The 20,197-nt window shown below is 70.5% G+C and carries 20 protein-coding genes; 11 read left to right on the top strand and 9 right to left on the bottom strand.

Annotation, left to right across the window (positions count from 1 at the left end):
* Positions 1 to 877: carboxyl transferase domain-containing protein (locus H7I41_RS01700; RefSeq protein ID WP_264010815.1), on the bottom strand; the 877-nt coding region annotated here is incomplete at its 3' end.
* 9 nt (positions 878 to 886) lie between these two features.
* Positions 887 to 1,501: a hypothetical protein gene (locus tag H7I41_RS01695; RefSeq protein WP_264010814.1), complete on the bottom strand. Its 615-nt coding sequence runs from the start codon at positions 1,499 to 1,501 to the stop codon at positions 887 to 889.
* Between the two features lie 80 nt (positions 1,502 to 1,581).
* Between H7I41_RS01695 and H7I41_RS01690 the strand changes: the two genes are divergently transcribed.
* From H7I41_RS01690 to H7I41_RS01660, 7 genes are read left to right on the top strand one after another with little or no spacing between them, the layout of a single operon-like run.
* Positions 1,582 to 2,316: an enoyl-CoA hydratase gene (locus H7I41_RS01690; RefSeq protein ID WP_264010813.1), complete on the top strand. Its 735-nt coding sequence runs from the start codon at positions 1,582 to 1,584 to the stop codon at positions 2,314 to 2,316.
* 1 nt (position 2,317) lies between these two features.
* Positions 2,318 to 3,433, top strand: a complete 1,116-nt coding sequence (locus tag H7I41_RS01685; protein ID WP_264010812.1) for an MBL fold metallo-hydrolase — start codon at positions 2,318 to 2,320, stop codon at positions 3,431 to 3,433.
* Positions 3,434 to 3,485: 52 nt separating this feature from the next.
* Complete coding sequence (locus H7I41_RS01680) at positions 3,486 to 5,069, top strand: serine hydrolase domain-containing protein (protein WP_264010811.1); 1,584 nt, start codon at positions 3,486 to 3,488, stop codon at positions 5,067 to 5,069.
* A gap of 28 nt (positions 5,070 to 5,097) precedes the next feature.
* A complete protein-coding gene (locus H7I41_RS01675; RefSeq protein ID WP_264010810.1) occupies positions 5,098 to 7,482 on the top strand; it encodes a cation-translocating P-type ATPase in 2,385 nt (794 codons plus the stop codon).
* A gap of 9 nt (positions 7,483 to 7,491) precedes the next feature.
* On the top strand, positions 7,492 to 7,725 hold the full coding sequence (locus H7I41_RS01670; protein WP_264010809.1) for an antitoxin: 234 nt from the start codon (positions 7,492 to 7,494) through the stop codon (positions 7,723 to 7,725).
* Positions 7,726 to 7,728: 3 nt separating this feature from the next.
* Positions 7,729 to 8,169, top strand: coding sequence for a type II toxin-antitoxin system Rv0910 family toxin (locus H7I41_RS01665; RefSeq protein ID WP_264010808.1), 441 nt, complete (start codon positions 7,729 to 7,731; stop codon positions 8,167 to 8,169).
* 4 nt (positions 8,170 to 8,173) lie between these two features.
* On the top strand, positions 8,174 to 8,554 hold the full coding sequence (locus H7I41_RS01660) for a glyoxalase superfamily protein (protein WP_264010807.1): 381 nt from the start codon (positions 8,174 to 8,176) through the stop codon (positions 8,552 to 8,554).
* On the opposite strand, the gene H7I41_RS01655 is transcribed toward H7I41_RS01660, so the two are convergent.
* On the bottom strand, positions 8,532 to 9,098 hold the full coding sequence (locus tag H7I41_RS01655) for an ERG2 family protein (RefSeq protein WP_264010806.1): 567 nt from the start codon (positions 9,096 to 9,098) through the stop codon (positions 8,532 to 8,534). The two genes, H7I41_RS01660 and H7I41_RS01655, sit on opposite strands and share 23 nt — an antisense overlap.
* Before the next feature lie 274 nt (positions 9,099 to 9,372).
* On the opposite strand from H7I41_RS01655, the gene H7I41_RS01650 reads away from it, so the two are divergent.
* The 4 genes from H7I41_RS01650 to H7I41_RS01635 are packed head-to-tail and all read left to right on the top strand — an operon-like array spanning position 9,373 to position 13,132.
* A complete protein-coding gene (locus H7I41_RS01650; RefSeq protein ID WP_264010805.1) occupies positions 9,373 to 10,356 on the top strand; it encodes a LacI family DNA-binding transcriptional regulator in 984 nt (327 codons plus the stop codon).
* Positions 10,349 to 11,293 (top strand): ribokinase, encoded by a 945-nt coding sequence (locus H7I41_RS01645; protein ID WP_264010804.1) that lies wholly within the window; start codon positions 10,349 to 10,351, stop codon positions 11,291 to 11,293. Before H7I41_RS01650 ends, H7I41_RS01645 begins: the two co-directional genes overlap by 8 nt.
* Entirely contained in the window at positions 11,290 to 11,760 is a 471-nt protein-coding gene (locus tag H7I41_RS01640) for an RpiB/LacA/LacB family sugar-phosphate isomerase (protein WP_264010803.1), read from the top strand. The genes H7I41_RS01645 and H7I41_RS01640 overlap by 4 nt, the downstream gene beginning before the upstream one ends.
* A 31-nt stretch (positions 11,761 to 11,791) precedes the next feature.
* A complete protein-coding gene (locus tag H7I41_RS01635) occupies positions 11,792 to 13,132 on the top strand; it encodes an MFS transporter (protein ID WP_264010802.1) in 1,341 nt (446 codons plus the stop codon).
* Here H7I41_RS01635 and H7I41_RS01630 read toward each other — a convergent pair.
* From H7I41_RS01630 to H7I41_RS01605, 6 genes are all read right to left on the bottom strand, one after another.
* Entirely contained in the window at positions 13,129 to 13,776 is a 648-nt protein-coding gene (locus H7I41_RS01630) for an NAD(P)H-binding protein (protein ID WP_264010823.1), read from the bottom strand. The two genes, H7I41_RS01635 and H7I41_RS01630, sit on opposite strands and share 4 nt — an antisense overlap.
* Before the next feature lie 108 nt (positions 13,777 to 13,884).
* Positions 13,885 to 15,369 (bottom strand): acyl-CoA synthetase, encoded by a 1,485-nt coding sequence (locus tag H7I41_RS01625; protein WP_264010801.1) that lies wholly within the window; start codon positions 15,367 to 15,369, stop codon positions 13,885 to 13,887.
* A gap of 13 nt (positions 15,370 to 15,382) precedes the next feature.
* Complete coding sequence (locus H7I41_RS01620; protein ID WP_264010800.1) at positions 15,383 to 16,174, bottom strand: SDR family NAD(P)-dependent oxidoreductase; 792 nt, start codon at positions 16,172 to 16,174, stop codon at positions 15,383 to 15,385.
* A gap of 6 nt (positions 16,175 to 16,180) precedes the next feature.
* A complete protein-coding gene (locus tag H7I41_RS01615; RefSeq protein ID WP_264010799.1) occupies positions 16,181 to 17,773 on the bottom strand; it encodes an AMP-binding protein in 1,593 nt (530 codons plus the stop codon).
* Entirely contained in the window at positions 17,770 to 18,516 is a 747-nt protein-coding gene (locus tag H7I41_RS01610) for a GntR family transcriptional regulator (RefSeq protein ID WP_264010798.1), read from the bottom strand. Before H7I41_RS01610 ends, H7I41_RS01615 begins: the two co-directional genes overlap by 4 nt.
* Positions 18,513 to 20,123, bottom strand: a complete 1,611-nt coding sequence (locus tag H7I41_RS01605; protein ID WP_264010797.1) for an SMP-30/gluconolactonase/LRE family protein — start codon at positions 20,121 to 20,123, stop codon at positions 18,513 to 18,515. Before H7I41_RS01605 ends, H7I41_RS01610 begins: the two co-directional genes overlap by 4 nt.
* Between the last annotated feature and the right edge of the window lie 74 nt (positions 20,124 to 20,197).

Below are 20,197 nucleotides of genomic sequence, written 5' to 3'. Positions count from 1 at the left end.
CGGGCTGGCCGCCGAAGCGGGCCAGCGCGAGCAGTGTCGTGGAGTGCCGTCCGGTGCCCGACAGCAGCACGCGTTCGGTGGTGCCGTGACGGAGCAGGTAGGCCACGCCCGGACGGTCCGGCCGCCGCGACGCGGTGACCGACTCCCATGCCGGCACGTCGGTGCGCGCAGCCTCGGCGGGTGCAGCGGGCGGCGCAGGCTCCGGCCGGTCGGCGATGACGGTGAGGGTGCGGTCGAGCGTCGAGCGCAGGAAGTCCAGCGGCACCACGCCGTCGATCACCCCGTGCCGGTGCAGGTTCTCCGCGGTCTGCACGCCTTCGGGGAACTCCTCGCCGTAGAGGTGGCGGTACACCCGCGGCCCGAGGAAGCCGATCAGGGCGTCGGGTTCGGCGGCGGTGACGTGCCCTTGCGAACCCCAGGATGCGAACACCCCGCCCGTCGTGGGGTGCCGCAGATACACCAGGTAGGGCAGGTGGGCGCGCTTGTGCAGCTCGACGGCCGCGGCGATCTTGACCATCTGCAGGAACGCGACCGTCCCCTCCTGCATGCGGGTGCCGCCGGAGCTGGGGGAAGCCACCAGCGGCAGCCGCTCGGCGGTCGCGCGCGCGACGGCCGCGGCGATGCGCTCGGCGGCGGCCACCCCGATGGATCCGGCGAGGAAGTCGAACTCGCACGCCACCACGGCGACCCGTCGCCCGTAGACGGTTCCCTCGCCGGTCAGCACCGACTCGTCCAGCCCGGTGGCGGCAGCGGCATCGGCGAGTTCTTCGCGGTAGGTGTCGCTGGTGGCCACGGGCAGCGGCGGGCCGTCCCAGCTCCGGAACGAGCCGGGGTCGAGCACGGCGTCGCGGATCTGCAGCGCACCGATCCGGCTCATGGAGAAAGGCTAGCCAGCGGGACGGGCCTCGACGCGCCAGTGCCGCGATGTCTCCGGGAACCGCGCCGCCAGCCGCTCACCGGCCTCGCGGTCGGCGACCCGGATGTCGAGCCGGCGATCGTTGACCCCGGGTTCGCTCGCCGATTCGGCCGGCCTGCTGAGCTGGACCGACACCACGCCCGGGAACTGCATCGCCTCCGCCCACAGTCGCAGGTCGCCGGCCACGTCGTCGGCGCTCACCGGGTTGCGCCCGAGTCGGTTGTCGGTGAGCCGGAAGGAGGCGCCCGACGAGCCCTCGGCCCGGTCGACCGACGCGGTCTGGACCTTCAGCGACACGATGTACTCGGGGAATCCGTGGTCGTCCACCTCGACGACGAACCGGCCGCCGGCCTGCTCCAGGCTCTCCGCCGAGATGGCGTGCCGCACCTCGACCGCGAGCGTGAACGTCGCGCCCAGCGATGTGCTGTTGACGTACGTCGGCTCGGCGCGGGCGACGCCGGGCACGCTGCGCATCGCGGCCGTGATCGAGTCGATCTCGTCCTGGCGATCCTCGAACGCCGTGCACGCCGCGAGCACCGAGGCGAGCAGGACGGCCACCGGCACCCGCCACCTGGTCCACGTCACCGTGCGATTCCATCACCACCGCGCGGACCTGGCGAACACTCTGGCCGGATCCTCCGCCCGGCTTCATATAGGTTGGCGCCATGATTGGAGTGAACCGCGACGGGCACGTGCTGACCCTGGAGATGCAGCGCGCCGAGCGGCGCAACGCGCTGAACAGCGAACTCGTCGACAGCCTGCGCGAAGCGATCGAGAAGGCCGCCACCGAGGACGTCCGCGCCATCGTGCTGACGGGCCAGGGCCACGTGTTCAGCTCCGGTGCGGACCTGTCGGACCCGTCGGGTGTCGCCGAGGACCTGCCCGACCGGGCCAGGGCGCTGAATTTGGCCATCGATGCGGCGCCGGTGCCCGTCATCGGCGCGATCAACGGCCCCGCGATCGGGGCCGGGGTCATCCTGTCGATGATCTGCGATCTGCGGGTCGTCGCGCCGGAGGCCTACTTCCAGTTCCCCGTCGCGAAGTACGGCATCGCGCTCGACAACTGGAGCATCCGGCGGCTGACGTCGCTGGTCGGGGCCGGCCGGGCGCGCGGGATGCTGATGGCCGCCGAGCGGCTCACATCCGGTGTCGCACTGCAGACCGGCATGGCCAACCGGATCGGCACGCTCGCCGATGCGCAGGCGTGGGCCCAGGAGATCGCCGGGTTCGCGCCGCTGGCACTGCAGCACGCCAAGCGGGTGCTCAACGACGACGGCGCCTACGCGGACCCGTTGCCCGTGCACCAGGAGCTGTTCGACCGGGCGTGGGGGAGCAAGGACATCATCGAGGCGCAGGTGGCGCGGATCGAGAAGCGGCCGCCGAACTTCCTGGGCGCCTGACATGCTGCGGGCCGCGCTGCGCTTCGGTTTCGGGACCGCCTCGCTGCTCGGCGGCAGCTGGGTGTTGCGGGCGCTGCACGGCACCCCCGCCGCACTGGGCGCCACGCCCGCCGAGATCGCCGCCGTCGCGCGCCGCTCGCCGCACTACCGCGACGGCGTCTTCGTCAATCTCGACCCCACGTCGCAGATGAGCCTGGACGCGGAGCAGCAGCGGCTGCTGGTGCGCGAGCTGGTGACCGGCCGTGATTCCGGGCCCGGCGGTCCGATCCCGCTGGCCGCCCCGGCGGCCACCGACCGCGCGGCCGCCGACCTGGCGGTGCACTGGTACGGCCACTCGTCGGCGTTGGTCGAGGTCGACGGCTACCGGGTGCTCACCGACCCGATCTGGAGTTCCCGGTGTTCGCCGTCGCGGCAGGTCGGGCCGCACCGGCTGCACGACGTGCCGGTGGAGCTCGAGGCGCTGCCCGCCGTGGACGCCGTGCTGATCAGCCACGACCACTACGACCACCTCGACATCGACACCATCCTCGGGTTGGCCCGCACCCAGTGGGCGCCGTTCTGCGTGCCGCTCGGCGTCGGCGCGCACCTGAGGAAGTGGGGTATCCCCGAAGAGCGCATCGTCGAACTCGATTGGAACGAGAGCCACCGGATCGGCGACCTGACGGTGGTGTGCACCCCGGCCCGGCACTTCTCCGGACGGCTGTTCGCCCGCAACACGACGCTGTGGGCCTCGTGGGCGATCGTCGGACCGAAGCACAGGGCCTTCTTCGGCGGCGACACCGGCTACAGCAGGAGCTTCGCCGACATCGGCGCCGAGCACGGGCCGTTCGACGTGACACTGCTGCCCGTCGGTGCGTACCACCCGGCGTGGCCCGACATCCACATGAACCCCGAAGAGGCGGTGCGCGCACACCTCGACGTCGCCGAGGCCGGCGCCGGGCTGCTGGTGCCGATCCACTGGGCGACGTTCCGGCTCGCGCCCCACCCGTGGGCCGAACCGGTCGAACGCCTGCTGCGCGCCGCCGATCCCGCCGGCGTCCCGGTCGTGGTGCCGAAGCCGGGCGAACGCGTCGACCGCGAGACCATCCGGCCGTCCGCGCCGTGGTGGCAGTTGTAACGACGGGCGCTTTGGCCGCCCAACCGGGTGCCGGACCGTTACGGTGCTGACCATGAGGGCACTGATCAGCGCCGCCGTCGTCGGTCTGCTGCTGGTATCGACGGTGGGCTGCGACTCCGAACCGGCTGAGCCTGCGTCGTCCCCGGCGGCGGAGTCCGACGTCCCGCCGCCCCTGGTGCCCGCGATGCCGCTGCCCGAGAACGCGGTGGACGACGCGGTCGCCGAGCTCGACGGCCTGGTCGAGAAGGTGATGAACGCCTCTGGCATCCCCGGTATGGCCGTCGCGGTGGTGCACGGCGGAAAGACGGTGTACGCAAAAGGTTTCGGGGTCAAGGACGTGAACGCCGGTGACGGCGACGGCAATAAGGTTAACCCCGACACGACCTTCCAGCTGGCGTCGCTGTCCAAGCCGATCGCCGCGACCGTGGTCGCCCGCCAGGTGGGCAAGGGGGCGGTCGGCTGGGACACCCCGATCGTCGAGAAACTGCCGGGGTTCGCGCTGTCCGATCCCGCGGTCACCCGGATGGTCACCGTCGGTGACATGATGTCGCACCGCTCAGGCCTGCCCGATCACGCCGGCGACCAGCTCGAGGACCTCGGCTACTCCCGGGAGTACATCCTCGACAAGCTGCGGCAGCTCCCGCTCGATCCGTTCCGGATCTCGTACGCCTACACCAACTTCGGCTACACCGCGGGCGCCGAGGCGGTCGCGGCCGCCGCGAGCAGGAAGTGGGAGGATCTCGCCGACGAGGCGATCTTCGACCCGCTCGGGATGGGCTCGACCAGCTACCGCTTCGCCGACTACGAGGCCCGGCCCAACCGCGCCGCGGGCCATATCCACATCGACGGCCGCTACGAGCCGCTGTACGTCCGCGACGCCGACCCGGAGGCGCCCGCCGGTGGCGCCAGCTCATCGGTGAATGACATGGCGCGCTGGCTGGCGATGGTGCTGGCCGACGGGAAGCACAACGGCACAGAGTTGATCGACCCGAAGGCGCTGCTGCCCGCCCTCACCCCGCAGGTGGTGTCCAGCCCGGCCAGTGAACCGGCGATGCGGACCGGCTTCTACGGGTACGGCTTCAACGTCGGCACCACCTCGGGCGCCCGCACCGAGCTCAGCCACTCGGGGGCCTTCGAATCCGGTGCGGGCACCAACTTCCTGTTCCTGCCGTCGGCCGACGTCGGCATCATCGCGCTGACGAACGCCACTCCTGCCGGTGTTCCCGAGGCGCTGACCGCGGAATTCGCCGACCTCGTCCAGTTCGGGGAGGTTCGCGAGGACTGGTACAGGCTGTACAACACCATCTTCCAGCAGATGGAGAAGCCGGTCGGCGAGCTGGTCGGCAAGGAGCGCCCGGCCGGCGCGAAGCCGCCCGGGCCGCCGTCGTCCTACGCCGGCGTCTACAGCAACCAGTACTGGGGCCCGGTGACGGTCATCGAGCAGTCGGGCAAGCTCCGGCTGAAGATGGGCACCAAGCTCGACGTGGAGCTCACGCCATGGGACGGCAACGTCTTCAGCTATTCCTGGGTGAGTGAGAATTCGCCCCCCGGGACGGTTTCCGCGGCAACCTTCGACGGTGACAAGCTGACGCTGGACTACTACGACGAAGTGGGCAACGGAGTGTTCTCCCGATGAGCGCTCGCGCGAAGAGATACTGCCGCCGATGAGCGCAGCCCTGGTGGCGACCGGGTTGTCCGACGCCGAGGTGGCCCAGCGCGTCGCCGACGGCAAGACCAACGACGTACCCACCCGGGCGGCACGGACCACGCGGGAGATCGTCCGGGCCAACGTCTTCACCCGCATCAACGCGATCCTCGGGGTGCTCCTCGTCATCGTGCTGTCCACCGGCTCGGTGATCAACGGCGCGTTCGGCCTGCTGATCATCGCCAACAGCGCGATCGGCATCATCCAGGAGCTGCGGGCCAAGCAGACGCTCGACAGGCTCGCCATCGTCGGGCAGGCGAAACCGTTGGTGCGTAGGCAGTCCGGCACCGTCGCGGTGCTGCCGAACCAGGTGGTGCTCGACGACGTGATCGAGCTCGGGCCGGGCGATCAGATCGTGGTCGACGGGGACGTCATCGAGGAGACCAACCTCGAGGTGGACGAATCGCTGCTCACCGGCGAGGCGGACCCGATCGCCAAGGACGCCGGTGACCACGTCATGTCGGGCAGCTTCGTGGTGGCGGGCAGCGGGGCCTACCGGGCCACCAGGGTGGGCCGGGAAGCGTACGCGGCCAAGCTCGCCGAGGAGGCCACCAGATTCACGCTGGTGAAGTCCGAACTGCGCAGCGGCATCAACAAGATCCTGCAGTTCATCACCTATCTGCTGGTCCCCGCCGGACTGCTGATCATCTACACCCAGCTGTTCACCACCGGTGCGGACTGGCGCGAGTCGGTGCTGCGCATGGTCGGTGCGCTGGTGCCGATGGTGCCCGAAGGGCTGGTGCTGATGACGTCGATCGCGTTCGCGGTGGGCGTGGTCCGGCTCGGCCGCCGTCAGTGTCTGGTCAACGAACTGCCCGCCATCGAGGGGCTGGCCCGTGTCGACGTGGTGTGTGCGGACAAGACCGGCACCCTCACCGAGAACGGCATGCGGGTGGCCGACACGCAGCGGCTGTCCACCGCCGACGTCGCAGAAGTGCTGGCACAGTTGGCCGCCGACGACGCTAGGCCCAACGCCAGCATGCTCGCCATCGCCGAGGCCTACCGGATGCCGCCGGGCTGGACCGCGACCGCGACCGCGCCGTTCAAGTCGGCCACCAAGTGGAGCGGCGCGTCCTACGGCGACCACGGCAACTGGGTGATCGGCGCGCCGGACGTGCTGCTGGACCCGGCGTCACCGGCCGCGGCGCAGGCCGAGCAGCTCGGCGCGCAGGGGCTGCGGGTGCTGTTGGTCGGCTCGTGCGATGTGCCGGTGGACGACGCGGCCGCGCCCGGCACCGTGACGCCCGTCGCGCTGGTGGTGCTCGAGCAGCGGGTGCGGCCCGACGCCCGCGACACCCTCGACTACTTCGCCTCGCAACATGTCTGGGTGAAGGTCATTTCCGGTGACAACGCGGTGTCGGTGGGCGCGGTCGCGGGATCGCTCGGACTGGCCGGCGAGACGATGGACGCGCGGCAGCTGCCCGATGAGCCCGACCGACTGGCCGACACCCTCGAGGAGTACACCACCTTCGGCCGGGTGCGGCCGGACCAGAAGCGGGCAATGGTGCACGCGTTGCAGTCGCGCGGCCACACCGTCGCGATGACCGGTGACGGCGTCAACGACGTGCTCGCGCTCAAGGACGCCGACATCGGAGTGGCGATGGGATCGGGCAGCTCGGCGTCGCGGGCGGTGGCGCAGATCGTGTTGCTGGACAACAAGTTCGCGACGCTGCCCTACGTGGTCGGCGAGGGCAGGCGGGTGATCGGCAACATCGAGCGGGTGTCGAACCTGTTCCTGACCAAGACCGTCTACTCGGTGCTGCTGGCGGTGCTCGTCGGCCTGGCCGGTTTGTCGTCCGAGGTGTTCGACACCGATCCGCTGCTGTTCCCGTTCCAGCCCATCCACGTGACCATCGCGGCGTGGTTCACCATCGGCATCCCGGCGTTCGTCCTGTCGCTGGCACCCAACAGTGAACGCGCCCACAGTGGATTCGTCCGCCGCGTGATGACCGCTGCGCTGCCGTCGGGGCTGGTCGTCGGCGCCTGCACCTTCGTCTCCTACCTGCTCGCCTATCAAGGAAGGGCCGCCACGCCGACCGAGCAGACGCAGGCCTCGACGGCGGCGCTGATCACGCTGCTGGTGGGGGCGGTGTGGGTGCTGGCGGTGGTGGCCCGGCCCTACGAGTGGTGGCGGGTGGCGCTGGTGGCGGTCTCCGCGCTGGCCTACGTGGTGATCTTCTCGATCCCGTGGGCGCAGGAGCTGTTCATCCTCGACCCGACGAACACGGCGATCACGGCGACGGCGCTGGGCATCGGCCTGGTCGGCGCCCTGGTCATCGAGGTGCTGTGGTGGATCCAGGGGTCGGCGCTCGGCGAGCGACGCCGGCTGTGGCGCGGCCGGTAAGCTGGCCGCATGGCTATTTTCGACAAGGTGAAGAACTGGGTGTCGAAGAACCCCGACAAGGCGAGCGGCGCGATCGACAAGGCCGCCAACCTCTTCGATCAGAAGACCAAGGGTAAGTACGCCGACAAGGTCGACAAGGCCCAGGGCGCTGCCCGCAACTACGTCAACAAGAACAACCCGCACGGCCCCGGTCCGGCCGGCCACCCGCCGGTCCCGCCGCCGCCGGTGCCGCCACGCCCCTGACGCATGGCCAAACTGTCTGTCTCCGTCGATGTCCCGCTGTCGCCGGCGGACGCATGGACGGCCGCCTCGGATCTGTCCCGCTACAAGGAGTGGCTGACCATCCACCGGGTGTGGCGGTCGAAGCTGCCCGAGACCCTGGAAAAGGGCACCCGCATCGACTCGATCGTCGAGGTCAAGGGCATGCCCAACCGGGTGAACTGGACCATCGTCCACTACCGGCCGCCGGAGGCGATGACGCTCAACGGTGACGGCAAGGGCGGGGTGAAGGTCAAGCTCATGGGCAAGGTGAAGCCCGCCGCCGACGGCGGTTCGACAGTCACCTTCGACGTGCACCTCGGTGGGCCTGCGCTGTTCGGGCCGATCGGCATGGTGGTCGCCGGCGCGCTCAGGAGTGACATCCAGGAGTCGCTGAACAGGTTCAAAGCCGTCTTCGCGCCGGCCTGAGCGGATGCGATTCGACCGCGCCATCCCGGTGCTCAGAGTGTTCGACCAGGCCAAGGCCGAGGAGTTCTACCTCGGATATCTGGGTTTCAGCACCGACTGGGAGCACCGGTTCGGGCCGGACTTCCCGCGCTACGCCCAGATCAGCCGCTCCGACCTGCTGCTCCACCTGTCCGAGCACCACGGCGACGGGACGCCGGGCAGCGTGGTCTTCCTGCCGATGGACGGCATCCGGGAGTTCCACGCCGAGCTGTCCGGCCGCGACTACCGATACGCCAAGCCGGGACTGGAGAGCGCGCCGTGGGGCCTGACGGTCGACGTGACCGATCCGTTCGGCAACGAACTGCGTTTCTGCGAACAGAGTGTCAGCGGCGCATCCGGCGCCTGAGCAGCCGGCCGAACTCGACGGCCGAGCGCCGCACCGACTCGACCTCCAATGACACCAGCAGGGTGTCCACCATCGCGAACGGCAGCGTCGTCACCACAGCGCCGCGGCCGTACTCGATGTGCCAGCTGCCAGGGTGGATGGTCAGGCCGCGGACGCGACCCTTCTCCAGGCAGGTGTGCTCACCGGCGCGCAGCGTAGAGGGCAGCAGGTCGTCGGACTCCAGGTCGAACGAGTCGATCTGGCCGGCGATCAGGAACTTGTGGATCTCCACCCGCTTGTAGCGGCCGGAGAACCCCACGGTGCCGGTGGGTGAGCCGAACAGCACGATGTACTCGTTCGGGCTGAAGTACAGGAACCGCACCTTGCCCAGCACGCCGCCCGCCCTGCTGGCCACCCAGCGCCCCCCGCCGGTGTCGATCAGGTCCGGATACTCCGCGGCGAGCAATTCCGTTGTGCGACGGATCAACTCGCCACCCGCGAGCGGTGTTCCGGTCACTTGCTTCGCCACCCGGGCAAGGACGTCGGGGTCGATCCGGTAGGCCATCGTCTGAGGTAACCACAGGCAAGCGCGCGACGCGCCGGGATCGGATCGCAGATCGGCGTATCGCGAGATCGACGTCACGCATGAGAAGTGCGAGAGCGCCCCGGCGCCACGTCAATCTCACGCTCACGGCGCTGGCGGCCCTGCGGTCTCGTCGCGGCAGCACCCTTGACGGCTCCGCGGAGTGTGACGTAGCTTACGTGGAAACGTTCACATGGAACCGTTTCCACGGCGAAGGGGCTGAGTGTTGGCGAGCAACGGCGTCACGATCCGCGACGTGGCCGCGCGCGCAGGGGTGTCGCTCGGCACGGCGTCCCGGGTGCTCTCCGGCCATCCCGCGACGTCGCCGGGCGCGCGCTCCCGGGTCACCGAAGCGGCCGCCGCACTCGGATACCGGCCCAACGCGCAGGCACGCTCACTGCGCTCGACCCGCACGCACACGATCGGACTGCTGGTCTCCGACGTGCGCAACCCGTTCTTCGCCGACGTCGCCCACGCCGCCGAACAGGCGGCGCTCGACGCGGACTACGTCACGCTGCTGGGCAACGCGAACGAGGACGTCGACCAACAGGACCGGTATCTCGAGACGTTCCTGACCCAGCGCGTCGACGGCGTGGTGATCACCCCTCAGGGCCGCGGTTCGGGCAGCCTCGACACCCTGATCGACAGCGGGATGCCGATCGTGTTCGCCGACCGCACCGTCGAGGGCCTCGACGTGCCGAGCGTGACCACCGACAGCAGGCCCGGCCTCGACGAGGCGATCGCGCACCTCGCCGCCCGCGGCCACACCAGGATCGCGTTCATCGGCGGCCCGCAGTCGATCTCGACCGGGCGGGACCGCCACGACGCGTTCCTCGAAGCCATGCCCGCGCACGGCCTCGAGGCGGCCGGAGAGCTGATCGCGTTCGGCGATTTCCGCGAAGCGAGTGGCACCGAGGCCGCCGAACGCCTGCTGGCCGTCCCGGACCGGCCGACCGCGCTGCTCGCCGCCGACAACCTGATGGCCGTCGGCGCACTCGCGGCGGTCCGCAGCCACGGCCTGACCATCGGCGCCGACATCGACCTGATCGCGTTCGACGACACGGAGTGGTTCCCCTTCCTCGACCCGCCGATGTCGGTGATCGCCCACGATCCCGGCGCGATCGGCCGGCACGCGGTCACGCTGCTGCTCCGGGTCATCGGCGGTGACACCCCCGAGTCCGTCGTCCTGCCGACGAAGTTCGTCGACCGCACACGGGCCGCAGGGAGTTCTCATGGGTGAGCGGCGGGTGTTCGTCGTCGGCAGCCTCAACGCCGATCATCGGGTGCAGGTCACCCGCATCCCGGCGGCGGGGGAGACCGTCCTCGGCTCCAGCGTCACCGTCGGGGCCGGCGGAAAGGGAGCGAACCAGGCCGTCGCCGCGGCCAGGGCGGGCGCCGCCACCCGGATCGTCGGCGTCGTCGGCCAGGACGGCGACGGCGATCTGATCCGGACGGCCCTCTCGGGTGAATCCGTCGACACCCACCACGTGCACACGGTCGCAGGCACGCCGACGGGCCGCGCGCTGATCACCGTCGACGATTCGGGCGAGAACACGATCGTCGTCTCGCCCGGCGCCAACAGCACCTTGTCGAGGGATGAGGTGTCGGCCGGACTGGCTGGAATCGGGGCCGGTGACCACCTGCTGCTGCAACTGGAGACACCGATGCCGATCGTGGCGCACGCCGCCCGCGCCGCACGCGATGCCGGTGCGACCGTGGTGGTCAACGCCGCACCGGTGCCCTCGGCCGTCGAGAACCTCCTCGACCTGGCCGACCTGCTGGTGGTCAACGAACACGAACTCGCCGACATCGCCCAGCGGATGCGCGGCGACGACGCACGCGGCGGGATCGAGGACGACATGGCCGCGGTGGTGGCGGCGTCGGGCGCCGGTGTCGTGTGCACGGCGGGCAGCGCGGGCGCCTTCGTCTGGAGCGGCGACGGGGTGGCGAACGTGCCGTCACCGACGGTCGCCGCGGTCGACTCCACCGCGGCAGGCGACACGTTCATCGGGTACCTCGCCGCCGGACTCGCCGTCGACCCCGACGACCTCACCGGCGCCATCCGGTACGCGGTGCGCGCCGCGGCGGTCGCGGTCACCCGGCCCGGCGCCATCGACTCCATCCCGCACCGCGACGAACTCGAAACCGTCACTGCCGCAACGAAGGAACGCCCATGAGAATCGCACTCGGCAACGACCACGCCGGCTACCCACTCAAGGCCCACGTGCGCGAGGTGCTCGAAGGCCTCGGTCACGAGGTCATCGACCGCGGCGCACCGAGCGAGGAACCGGTCGACTTCCCCGACGTCACGTTCGCGACGTGCGACGCGGTCAGGAGGGGCGACGCCGACCGCGCCGTGCTGGTCTGCGGAACGGGTGCGGGCGCGGTGATGGCGGCCAACAAGATCGCCGGGATCAGGTGCGCGCTCGGCCACGACGTGTACTCCGCGCACCAGAGTGTCGAACACGACGACGCCAACGCGATCGCCATGGGGGCGTGGGTGATCGGTCGCGCCACCGCGGCCGAGGTGATCGAGGCGTTCCTCGCCGCGCGCTTCGACGACGACGAGGACACCGTGCGCCGCGTCGGCAAACTGCACGACCTCGAGAAGCAGTCGGCACGCGAACTCGCCGCCGAATCCTGACATCCATCCCGCCCATCAAAGGAGATCGGCAATGACCACCGAGATCGAGACCACCCGCAGGCAGGCCGAACACGGCTCACCTGGAAAGGTGAAGACCGCCTTCGGCGCGGCCGCGGGCACGTGCGTGGAGAACTACGACTTCGTCGCGTACGGCACCGCATCGGCGCTGTACTTCGGCGACGTGTTCTTCCCGGAATCCGACCCCGTGACCGGCACCCTGCTGTCCTTCGCCACCCTCGGCGTCGGCTTCCTGATGCGGCCCATCGGCGGGTCGGTCGGCGGCTTCCTCGGCGACCGGTACGGCCGCAAGCCGGTCCTGGTGGGCGCCCTGCTGATCATGGGCGTCGCGACGGTGCTGATCGGACTGCTGCCGACCTACGCCCAGGTGGGCGTGCTGGCTCCGGTGCTGCTGGTGCTGATCCGGATGATCCAGGGGCTGGCGTTCGGCGCCGAGTGGGGCGGCGCGGTGCTGATGGCCTACGAGCACGCGCCGTGGCGGCACCGCGGCCGGTTCGCGGCCATCCCGCAGGCGGGTAACCCGCTCGGGATCGCACTGGCCAACATCGCGTTCCTGGCCAGCGCCTCCCTCGACAGCGACTGGGCGTGGCGAATCCCGTTCCTGGCCAGTGCGATCCTGATCGCCGTCGGATTGTTCGTGCGGATGCGGCTGAGCGAGTCACCGGAGTTCGTGGCCACCAAGGCCCTCGGTGAGGTCGTGCGCAACCCGTTCCTCACGGTGATCAAGGAGGACTGGCGCAACATCCTGCGCGTCATCGCGCTGCGCGTCGTCGAATCCTGCGCCTACTACCTGACCGCGACGTACCTGCTGAGCTACATCGCCCAGCGCGACCCGGCCGACCGCACCCCGGCACTGACCGGCGTCGTGATCGCGAGCGTGATCGCTGTCGGCACAACGCTGTTCGCCGGCAATCTCACCGACCGCATCGGCCGCCGACGCGTCTACCTCGTCGGGTGTCTGCTCGCGATCGCGTTCGGTATCCCGATGTACCTGCTGGCCAACACCGGTCAGCCGTTCCTGATCGCGGTGGTGTTCATCATCGGCATCGGCCTCATCCACGCCGTGCTGACGGGGACGCAGGCCGCGTGGTTCGCCGAACTGTTCGCCACCAACAGGCGGACGTCCGGCGCGTCGATCGGCTACCAGACAGCGGCGTCCATCGCGGGCTTCGCCCCGTTCCTCGCGGTGCTGCTCGCCGACGGGCTCGGCTGGATCGGACCTGCGCTGTTCTACGTCACCGTCGGACTGGTCGGACTCGGCGGTGTGCTGGCCACCAGGGAGACCTGGGGTCCGAAGGAACGCGCAGGCGTCGACGCGTTCATCCGCGGCGAGGCGGGCGCGACCGCGCGCTAAGCCAGCGCCTCGTCGATCGGGGTGTCGCCGGAGATCAGCTCGAAGGTCCTGCTGCCACCGGTGTCGAGCGCCGCGACGAGCACCGCCGCGACGTCGGCGCGCGGGATGCTGCCGCGCCCGGTGGATTCGGCGATCTGCACCCGGCCGGTGCCCGGGTCGTCGGTCAGCATCCCCGGCCGCACGATCGTCGTGTCGAATCCCCGCTTCGCCGCAAGGTAATCATCGGCGGCGCCCTTGGCGCGCAGGTACGCGACGAACACCTCGTCGTCGGCGGCGTCGTCGGCCGCTGCGGGGTTCGCCCCCATGGCCGAGACCATCAGGTAACGGCGCACGCCCGCCGCCTCGGCGGCGTCGGCCAGCAGGATCGCGGCGTCGCGGTCGACGGTCTCCTTGCGCGCCGCACCGCTGCCGGGGCCGGCGCCCGCGGCGAACACCACCGCATCGGCGCCCCGTAGGTGGGCGGTGACCTCGTCGAGGGTGGCCTTCTCCAGATCCAGCACGATCGCCTCGGCGCCGGCGGCCTCCAGGTCGGCGGCGTGATCCGGGTTGCGGATCAGCCCGGCGACAGAATCGCCGCGCTCGGACAGCAGCTCCTCCAGCAGCAGGGCGATCTTTCCGTGGCCACCCGCGACGACGATGCGCATCATGGCGGCATACCCGATCGCCCGGATTGCCGAACGTGCGGTGGGTGCGAAATTCGGGACCGATTTCCGCACTGGCCGCACGTTCGGCGACGTGTCGGGCGCTGAGCTTCACGCCAGCTGCGCGCGCAACTCCCGCTTGAGCACCTTGCCGTAACTGTTCTTCGGCAGTTCGTCGACGAACTCGTAGCGCTTGGGCCGCTTGAACCGGGCGATCCGCTCGAGCAGGTGCGCGTCCAATTCCGACGCGTCCGCCGTGCCCACGATGAACGCCACCACCACCTCGCCCCACTCGGGGTCGGGCGCACCGACCACGCACGCCTCGGTGACGCCGGGGTGCTCGATGAGCACCTCCTCGACCTCCCGCGGGTAGATGTTGCTGCCGCCGCTGATCACCACGTCCTTGGACCGGTCGCGCAGGGTCAGGAAGCCGCGATGGTCGAACGACCCCATGTCGCCGGTGTGCAGCCAGCCCCGCTGCAGCGTCGCCGCCGTGGCCGCCGGGTTGCGCCAGTACCCCGACATCACCACGTCGCCGCGGCAGACGATCTCGCCGATCTCGTCGACGCCCGCCGGGGTGCCGTCCTCCCGGAGCACCGCGACGCTCACCCCCGAGCGGGCGTAGCCCACCGATCCGAGCACCGCGTCGTCGGCTGGAACTCCGGCGCGAAGATGATCGCGCTGGCGCAGGCCCGTGATCGTCATCGGCGCCTCGCCCTGCCCGTAGAGCTGGGTGAAGATCGGCCCGAACGCCGCCATCGCCTTCTTCAGGCTGTCGACGTACATCGGGCCGCCGCCGTAGACCACGGTGCGCAGGTTGGCCGGCCGCGGCCGCCCGGTCTGCACCAGGCGCTGCACCATCGTCGGCGCCAGGAAGGCACTGCAGCCGGGATGGTGCTCGCAGAGATCGAGGAACTCGTCCGGCTCGAACGCCGCGGACACCGGCACCACCTGGCGGGCGCCGCGCAGCACGTACGGCGCGATGTAGAGCCCCGAGCCGTGTGACATCGGTGCGCCGTGCACCAGCGCGGATTCGTGGTCGGGGGAGTCGAAGTCGGCGAGGTGGGACACCGTCATGGCGGTCAGGTTGCGGTGCGAGAGCATTGCGCCCTTGGACCGGCCGGTGGTGCCGCTGGTGTAGAACAGCCACGCCAGCGTTTCGGGGTCGGTGTCGGTCGGGACGTCGCCGGGAGCGGTGCGCAGCCGGGCGGCGTACTCGTCGCCGGCGATCACCTCGATTGGCCGGTCGGTTGTGCCCGCCAAAGCCGCCGCGATCTTCGGCGATGCGAAAACCTGTGCGACGTCAGCGTCGTCGAGGATCTGGGTCGTCTCCAACGGGTGCAGCTTGAAGTTGATCGGCACCACGACACTCTCGGCGGCCCACGCGGCGAACATGAGTTCCACGATCTCCGGGCGGTTCTCGCTGGCGACCGCGATGCGGGCGCCGGGACCGAGTGCGCGCAGTGACGCGGCCAGTCGCAGCGCACGGTCGCGCAGTTCCGCCCAGGTCCACATCTGCTGCTCGCCGAGGTACACGGCGCCGCGGTCACCGAAGCGCGATGCGGCCTGGTCGAGCATGGTGAACAGGTTGGTCATGCGCGGACCCGCCTCAACGCGGCACCCATTCAGAGGACAACGCGAAGTCCGACAGGTACTTCGTCGAACTCCACCCACCGTCGACGACGATCGTCTGGCCGTTGATGAAACTGCCACCCTCGGAACACAGGAACACCACCGTGGACGCCAGGTCGGCCACCGTGCCCAGCCGCGGATACGGCGTCATCTCGGTGTTGATCTTGCGGAACCGCTCGTCTTCGAGCCGGTGCGCCACCATCGGGGTGAGCGTCACCCCGGGCGCCACCGCGTTGCACCGGATGCCCTGCGGCCCGTACTGGCAGGCGATGTGCGTGGTCAGCGAGGTCAGTCCGCCCTTGGCCGCCGAGTACGCGCCGCCGCGCAGGCCGCCGACCACCGCGAAGGTCGAGGTGACGTTGATGATCGCCGACCCGGACCGCATGTGCGGGATGACGTCGCGGGCCAGCCGGAACGGCGCCCGCAGCATCAGACCCAGGAAGTAGTCCAGGCTCTCGTCGTCGGTCTCGTGCAACGGCTTCGGGCTGCCCACGCCGGCGTTGTTGATCAGGTAGTCGATCCGGCCCCACCGCTGCACCGCGGCGTCGACGATCCGCTTCGGTCCGTCGTCGGCGGTGAGGTCCACGGCCAGGGTGGCGACCAGGTCGGGGTCGCCGATCGCCTGTTCGAGTTCGGCCAGCCGCTCGGGGTCGCGGCCGGTGCCCAGCACCGCCGTCCCGGCCTCGGCGAGCGCTGTCGCACAACCGAATCCGATGCCACTGCTGGCGCCCGTGACGATGGCCACCTTGCGTCCGGCGTCCTCTTGCATAGCTACCTACCTGACTTCGGCGGCGTCCAGTGCCGCGCGGATCCGATGCTTCAACACCTTGCCTGCGTCGTTCTTGGGTAGCGCATCCCAGATCGCCACCTGCTCGGGCACCTTGAACTTGGCGACGCCGCGGCCCAGCAGGAAGTCCCGCAGGCTCTCGACGTCGGGGGCGTCCTGACCGGCCGCCACGATCACCGCGCACGCCCGTTCACCGGTCCGGGCGTCGGGCAGGCCGACGACCGCCACCTCGGCGATACCGGGGTGGCCGGCGAGCAGGTCCTCGACCTCTTTGGGCGAGATGTTCTCGCCGTTGCGGATGACGATGTCCTTGGCGCGCCCGGTCACGACGAGATAGTCGTCGTCCACCCAGGCGCCCAGGTCACCGGTCGCGAAGTAGCCGTCGGCGTCGAAGCAGCCGGCCGCATCTTCGGGATGCAGGTAGCCGACCAGCATCTGGGGCCCGCGGGCGTTGATCTCACCGGACCCCTCGGGCGCGGCGGCGTGGTCGGCGAGCCGGATGTCGGCGATGCCCGCCCGGCCGTCGGTGTCGGCCGCGTGGTCGACGTCGCGGGCGTCGGGCACCCCGACAGTGGTCACGGGCACCTCGGTCGAGCCGTACACCCGGGTCACCACCGCCCGCTCGAAACCGGCTGTGGCGCGGCGGATCAACGACGGTGACACCGAGGCGCCGCCGCAGATGAACACCTTGAGGTCGGGGAGCCGGGTGCCGGCCCTGTCGGCCGCGGCCAGCAGCCCTTCGAGGAACGGCGTCGCGCCCGCCATGTGGGTGCAGCGCTGTTCCGTCATCAGTGCGACGGCGGCCGCGGGGTCCCATCGCTCCATCAGCACTGCGGTGGTGCCGAGCAGCAGCGGGGATTCGAACGCGTAGATCGAGCCGCCGATGTGGGCGATCGGGGAGGGCACCAGGAAGCGGTCACCGGGCTCCACCAGCCAGTGCTCACCGATCTGACGGATCAGCGCATGGATCGAGTTGTGGCTGTGCAGGACGCCTTTGGGGCGGCCGGTGGTGCCTGAGGTGTACATGATCATGCGCACGTCGTCGGGGTCCGGGTCCGCCAGGTCCACCGGCGGCGAGCCGAACACTGAGGCGTACGCGGTGTGCGGGCCGGGGTCGCCGCGCAGCACCACCACCTCGGGCGGGTCGGCCATGGCGGCGGTGACCCGGGTGAGCATGGCGGCGTAGTCGTGGGTGCCGAACCGCTGCGGCACGAACATCATCCGGGTGTCCGCGTCGCCGAGGATGAACTGCAGTTCGTGGTCGCGGAGCGAGGGCAGGATCGGATTGACCACCATGCCGGCCAGCGTCGCGGCGAGGTAGACCACCGCCGCCTCGTGCCAGTTGGGCAGCGTGAACGACACCACGCTGCCCGCAGGCATCCGGGCGGCCATGGCGTGGGCCAGTTTCGACGCCTGCGTGTGCAGCGCCGCGCAGTCCATCGCGATGTCGCCGTCCACCAGCACCACCCGGTCCGGGGTGTCACGGGCGGCGGCGCGCAACGCGTCGGCGAGCGTGGTGCGCACCCACAGGCCGCGGTCGTAGGCGTCGGCCGCGCGCCGCTCGTCGACGGCGACCCTCACGGCTCGACCAGGCCCTTGACCCGGCGCATCGTCATCGCGTGCCGGAACCGGGCCGACGGGTGGGTGTTCACGGTGACCTGGGCGATCTCGCCGTCGGAGGTGGTGTACGTGCGCTGCATCTCCAGCGCGGCGCTGCCTGCCGCGACGTGCAACCGGTCGGCGAGTTCCCCGGTCAGCACCACGGCGGCGATTTCCTGGTGCACCTCGACGATGCTCACCCCGAACAGGTCCTCGATCAGCGGGAAGATCGGCCCGGAGTGGCGTGCCAGCAGGCGACCCACCGCGGCGAACGTCCGGTTGATGTAGTACTCGGTGCGGCAGATCGGCGCGGCGGTGCCGTCGGCCTGGCGGTACCCGCGGACCGCGAGCCACTGCGATCCGAGGTCCAGGCCGGTGCGTTCGGCGAGGCCGGCGTCGATGGTCACCATCGTGGTCGACTCGACGGCGAACTGCGCGCCCGCGGCGAACGCGAGCAGGTCGTTGATCGACATCACATCCTGGGCATAGGAACTCGCCTCGGGGCGCGGCACCACCAGGGTGCCTGCGCGTGGCCGCGAGGTGACCAGGTTGTCTTCGCGCAACCGGCGCAGCGCCTCGCGCACGGTGTAGCGGCTCACCGCGAACCGTTCGCAGAGTTCGTGTTCGGTGGGCAGCTGCGAGCCCACCGGGTACACCCCGTCGACGATCTCCTTCCGCAGCGCCCGCGCCACCTGCAGGTAGCGGTGCTCGGTCGTGATTGTCATGCGCGGCGCAACGCCAGCACGCTGCCGTCGCCGTCGGCCGCCACGAACAGGGTGCCGTCGGCGCCGCCGGTGATGCCGGCGAACGGCCCCTGCGGACCCGAGAACGGCTGGATCCCCAGCAGCGGCTTGGGCGTCACGCCGGGCGGCGCACCGATCGGCAGGCCGGACGCGATGACGCTGCGCGCGCCGGTGGTGAGGTCGACGGCGATGACCTCCTTGGCGCCGGCGTCGACGACGAACAGTGAACCGCCCTCGACGGCGATGCCCTGCGGCGTCTGCAGTCCGTCGACGACGGTCTCGGCGCCGGACCCGGTCAGCCGGACCACCCGGCCGGCGGCGGACTCGGCGACCAGCGGGGCGCCGTCGATGCCGATGGCCACCCCGGTCGGCTCGGCGAGCCCGTCGGCCAGCACCGTGCCTGCGCCCTCGCGCAGCGAGTGCACCCGTCCGGCACCCAGCTCGGCGAACACGATCGAGCCGTCGAATCCGACGGCGATGCCGTACAGCTGATCGAAACCCGTTGCCAGGTAATCGGTCTCGCCACCGGGGCGGTACCGGCCGACCTGCCCGAGGGAGGTCGTGCAGAGGAAGTCGCCGTCGGCGGTGCTGGTCAGGCCGCGCATGTATCCGGGGTAGCCGGGGGTGAACAACATCGCGACTGCTTCGAGCGACCCGTCGGGTTGCAGCGCATAGAAGTAGGTGCCGTCGGCGATGTGCAGCCTGCCGTCGGCGCCCACCGCGAGGTCGTGCGGCCAGTTCAGGCCACCGGGCAGCAGCGTGCGGGTCTCGCCGCCGCCGAGCACCTCGGCGATCTCACCGGTGAAGTTGGAGGCGAACAACCGGCCGTCGACGATGGTCAGGTTGTCGAGGCCCGGATTGAGCTGGGCGAGCACGGTCTGGGCGCCGGAGCGGGGATCAATGCGCAGCACCTGGCCGGAGGCCACCTGGGTGGACACGATGAACCCGTCGGCGTCGAACTTCACCGAGTCGGGCACGCCGAGGTCGGCGGCGACGCGCTGGGGTTCACCGCCGTCGAGGTCGATCCGCCAGATCTCGTTGGCCGTCATGACGGGGAAGTACAGCAGTCCGTCGGGGCCGACCTCCATCGCGTTGGGCGAGGGCAGGTTGTCCGCCAGGACGCGGGGTTCGCCGCCGGCGAGGTCGAGTTCCAGCAGCCGTCCGCCGTCGCGGCACTCGTTGACGAAGAGCCGGCCCCGGTGGGTGGTGATGCCGTTGGCGGCGGGCACGTCGTCGCGCAGCACCCGGGACCGGCCCGCGGTGTCGCGCACGCTCACCCGGCCGTCCATGTACTCCGTGGCGTACAGGTTGCCGTCGGCGTCGAAGGCCAGGTCGTCGGGGGCGACGATGTCGCTGCCCTTCGCGCTGATCGTCTCCATCGCCCCGGTCGCGAGGTCCAGGGCGCTGATCTGGCTGCCGGTCACCTGCGCGATGTACATCCGCCCGTCCGGGCCGGTGCGCAGGCCGTTGGCGCCGAACAGCCGGCTGGGCGGGGTGAGGCGCGTCAGCCGCCAGCCGTCGGTGACGGTCGGATTCGCGGCGGTGTACCTGGCCGACGGCGTCGGCGCCGCAGTGGATGGCGGAGTCATGGACCCGGACGTTAGCAAGCGGGCTTAGTCCAGACAATAGCGACGACGGAAGGACCGGGGTCCCTTGACGGCCG

It is taken from the genome of [Mycobacterium] manitobense (genome assembly GCF_025821665.1).
In the GTDB taxonomy this organism is placed as follows: Bacteria; Actinomycetota; Actinomycetes; order Mycobacteriales; family Mycobacteriaceae; genus Mycobacterium; species Mycobacterium arseniciresistens.
The sequence above is the reverse complement of the archived record's forward strand: the minus strand, read 5'-3'. Positions and strand labels throughout refer to the sequence as shown.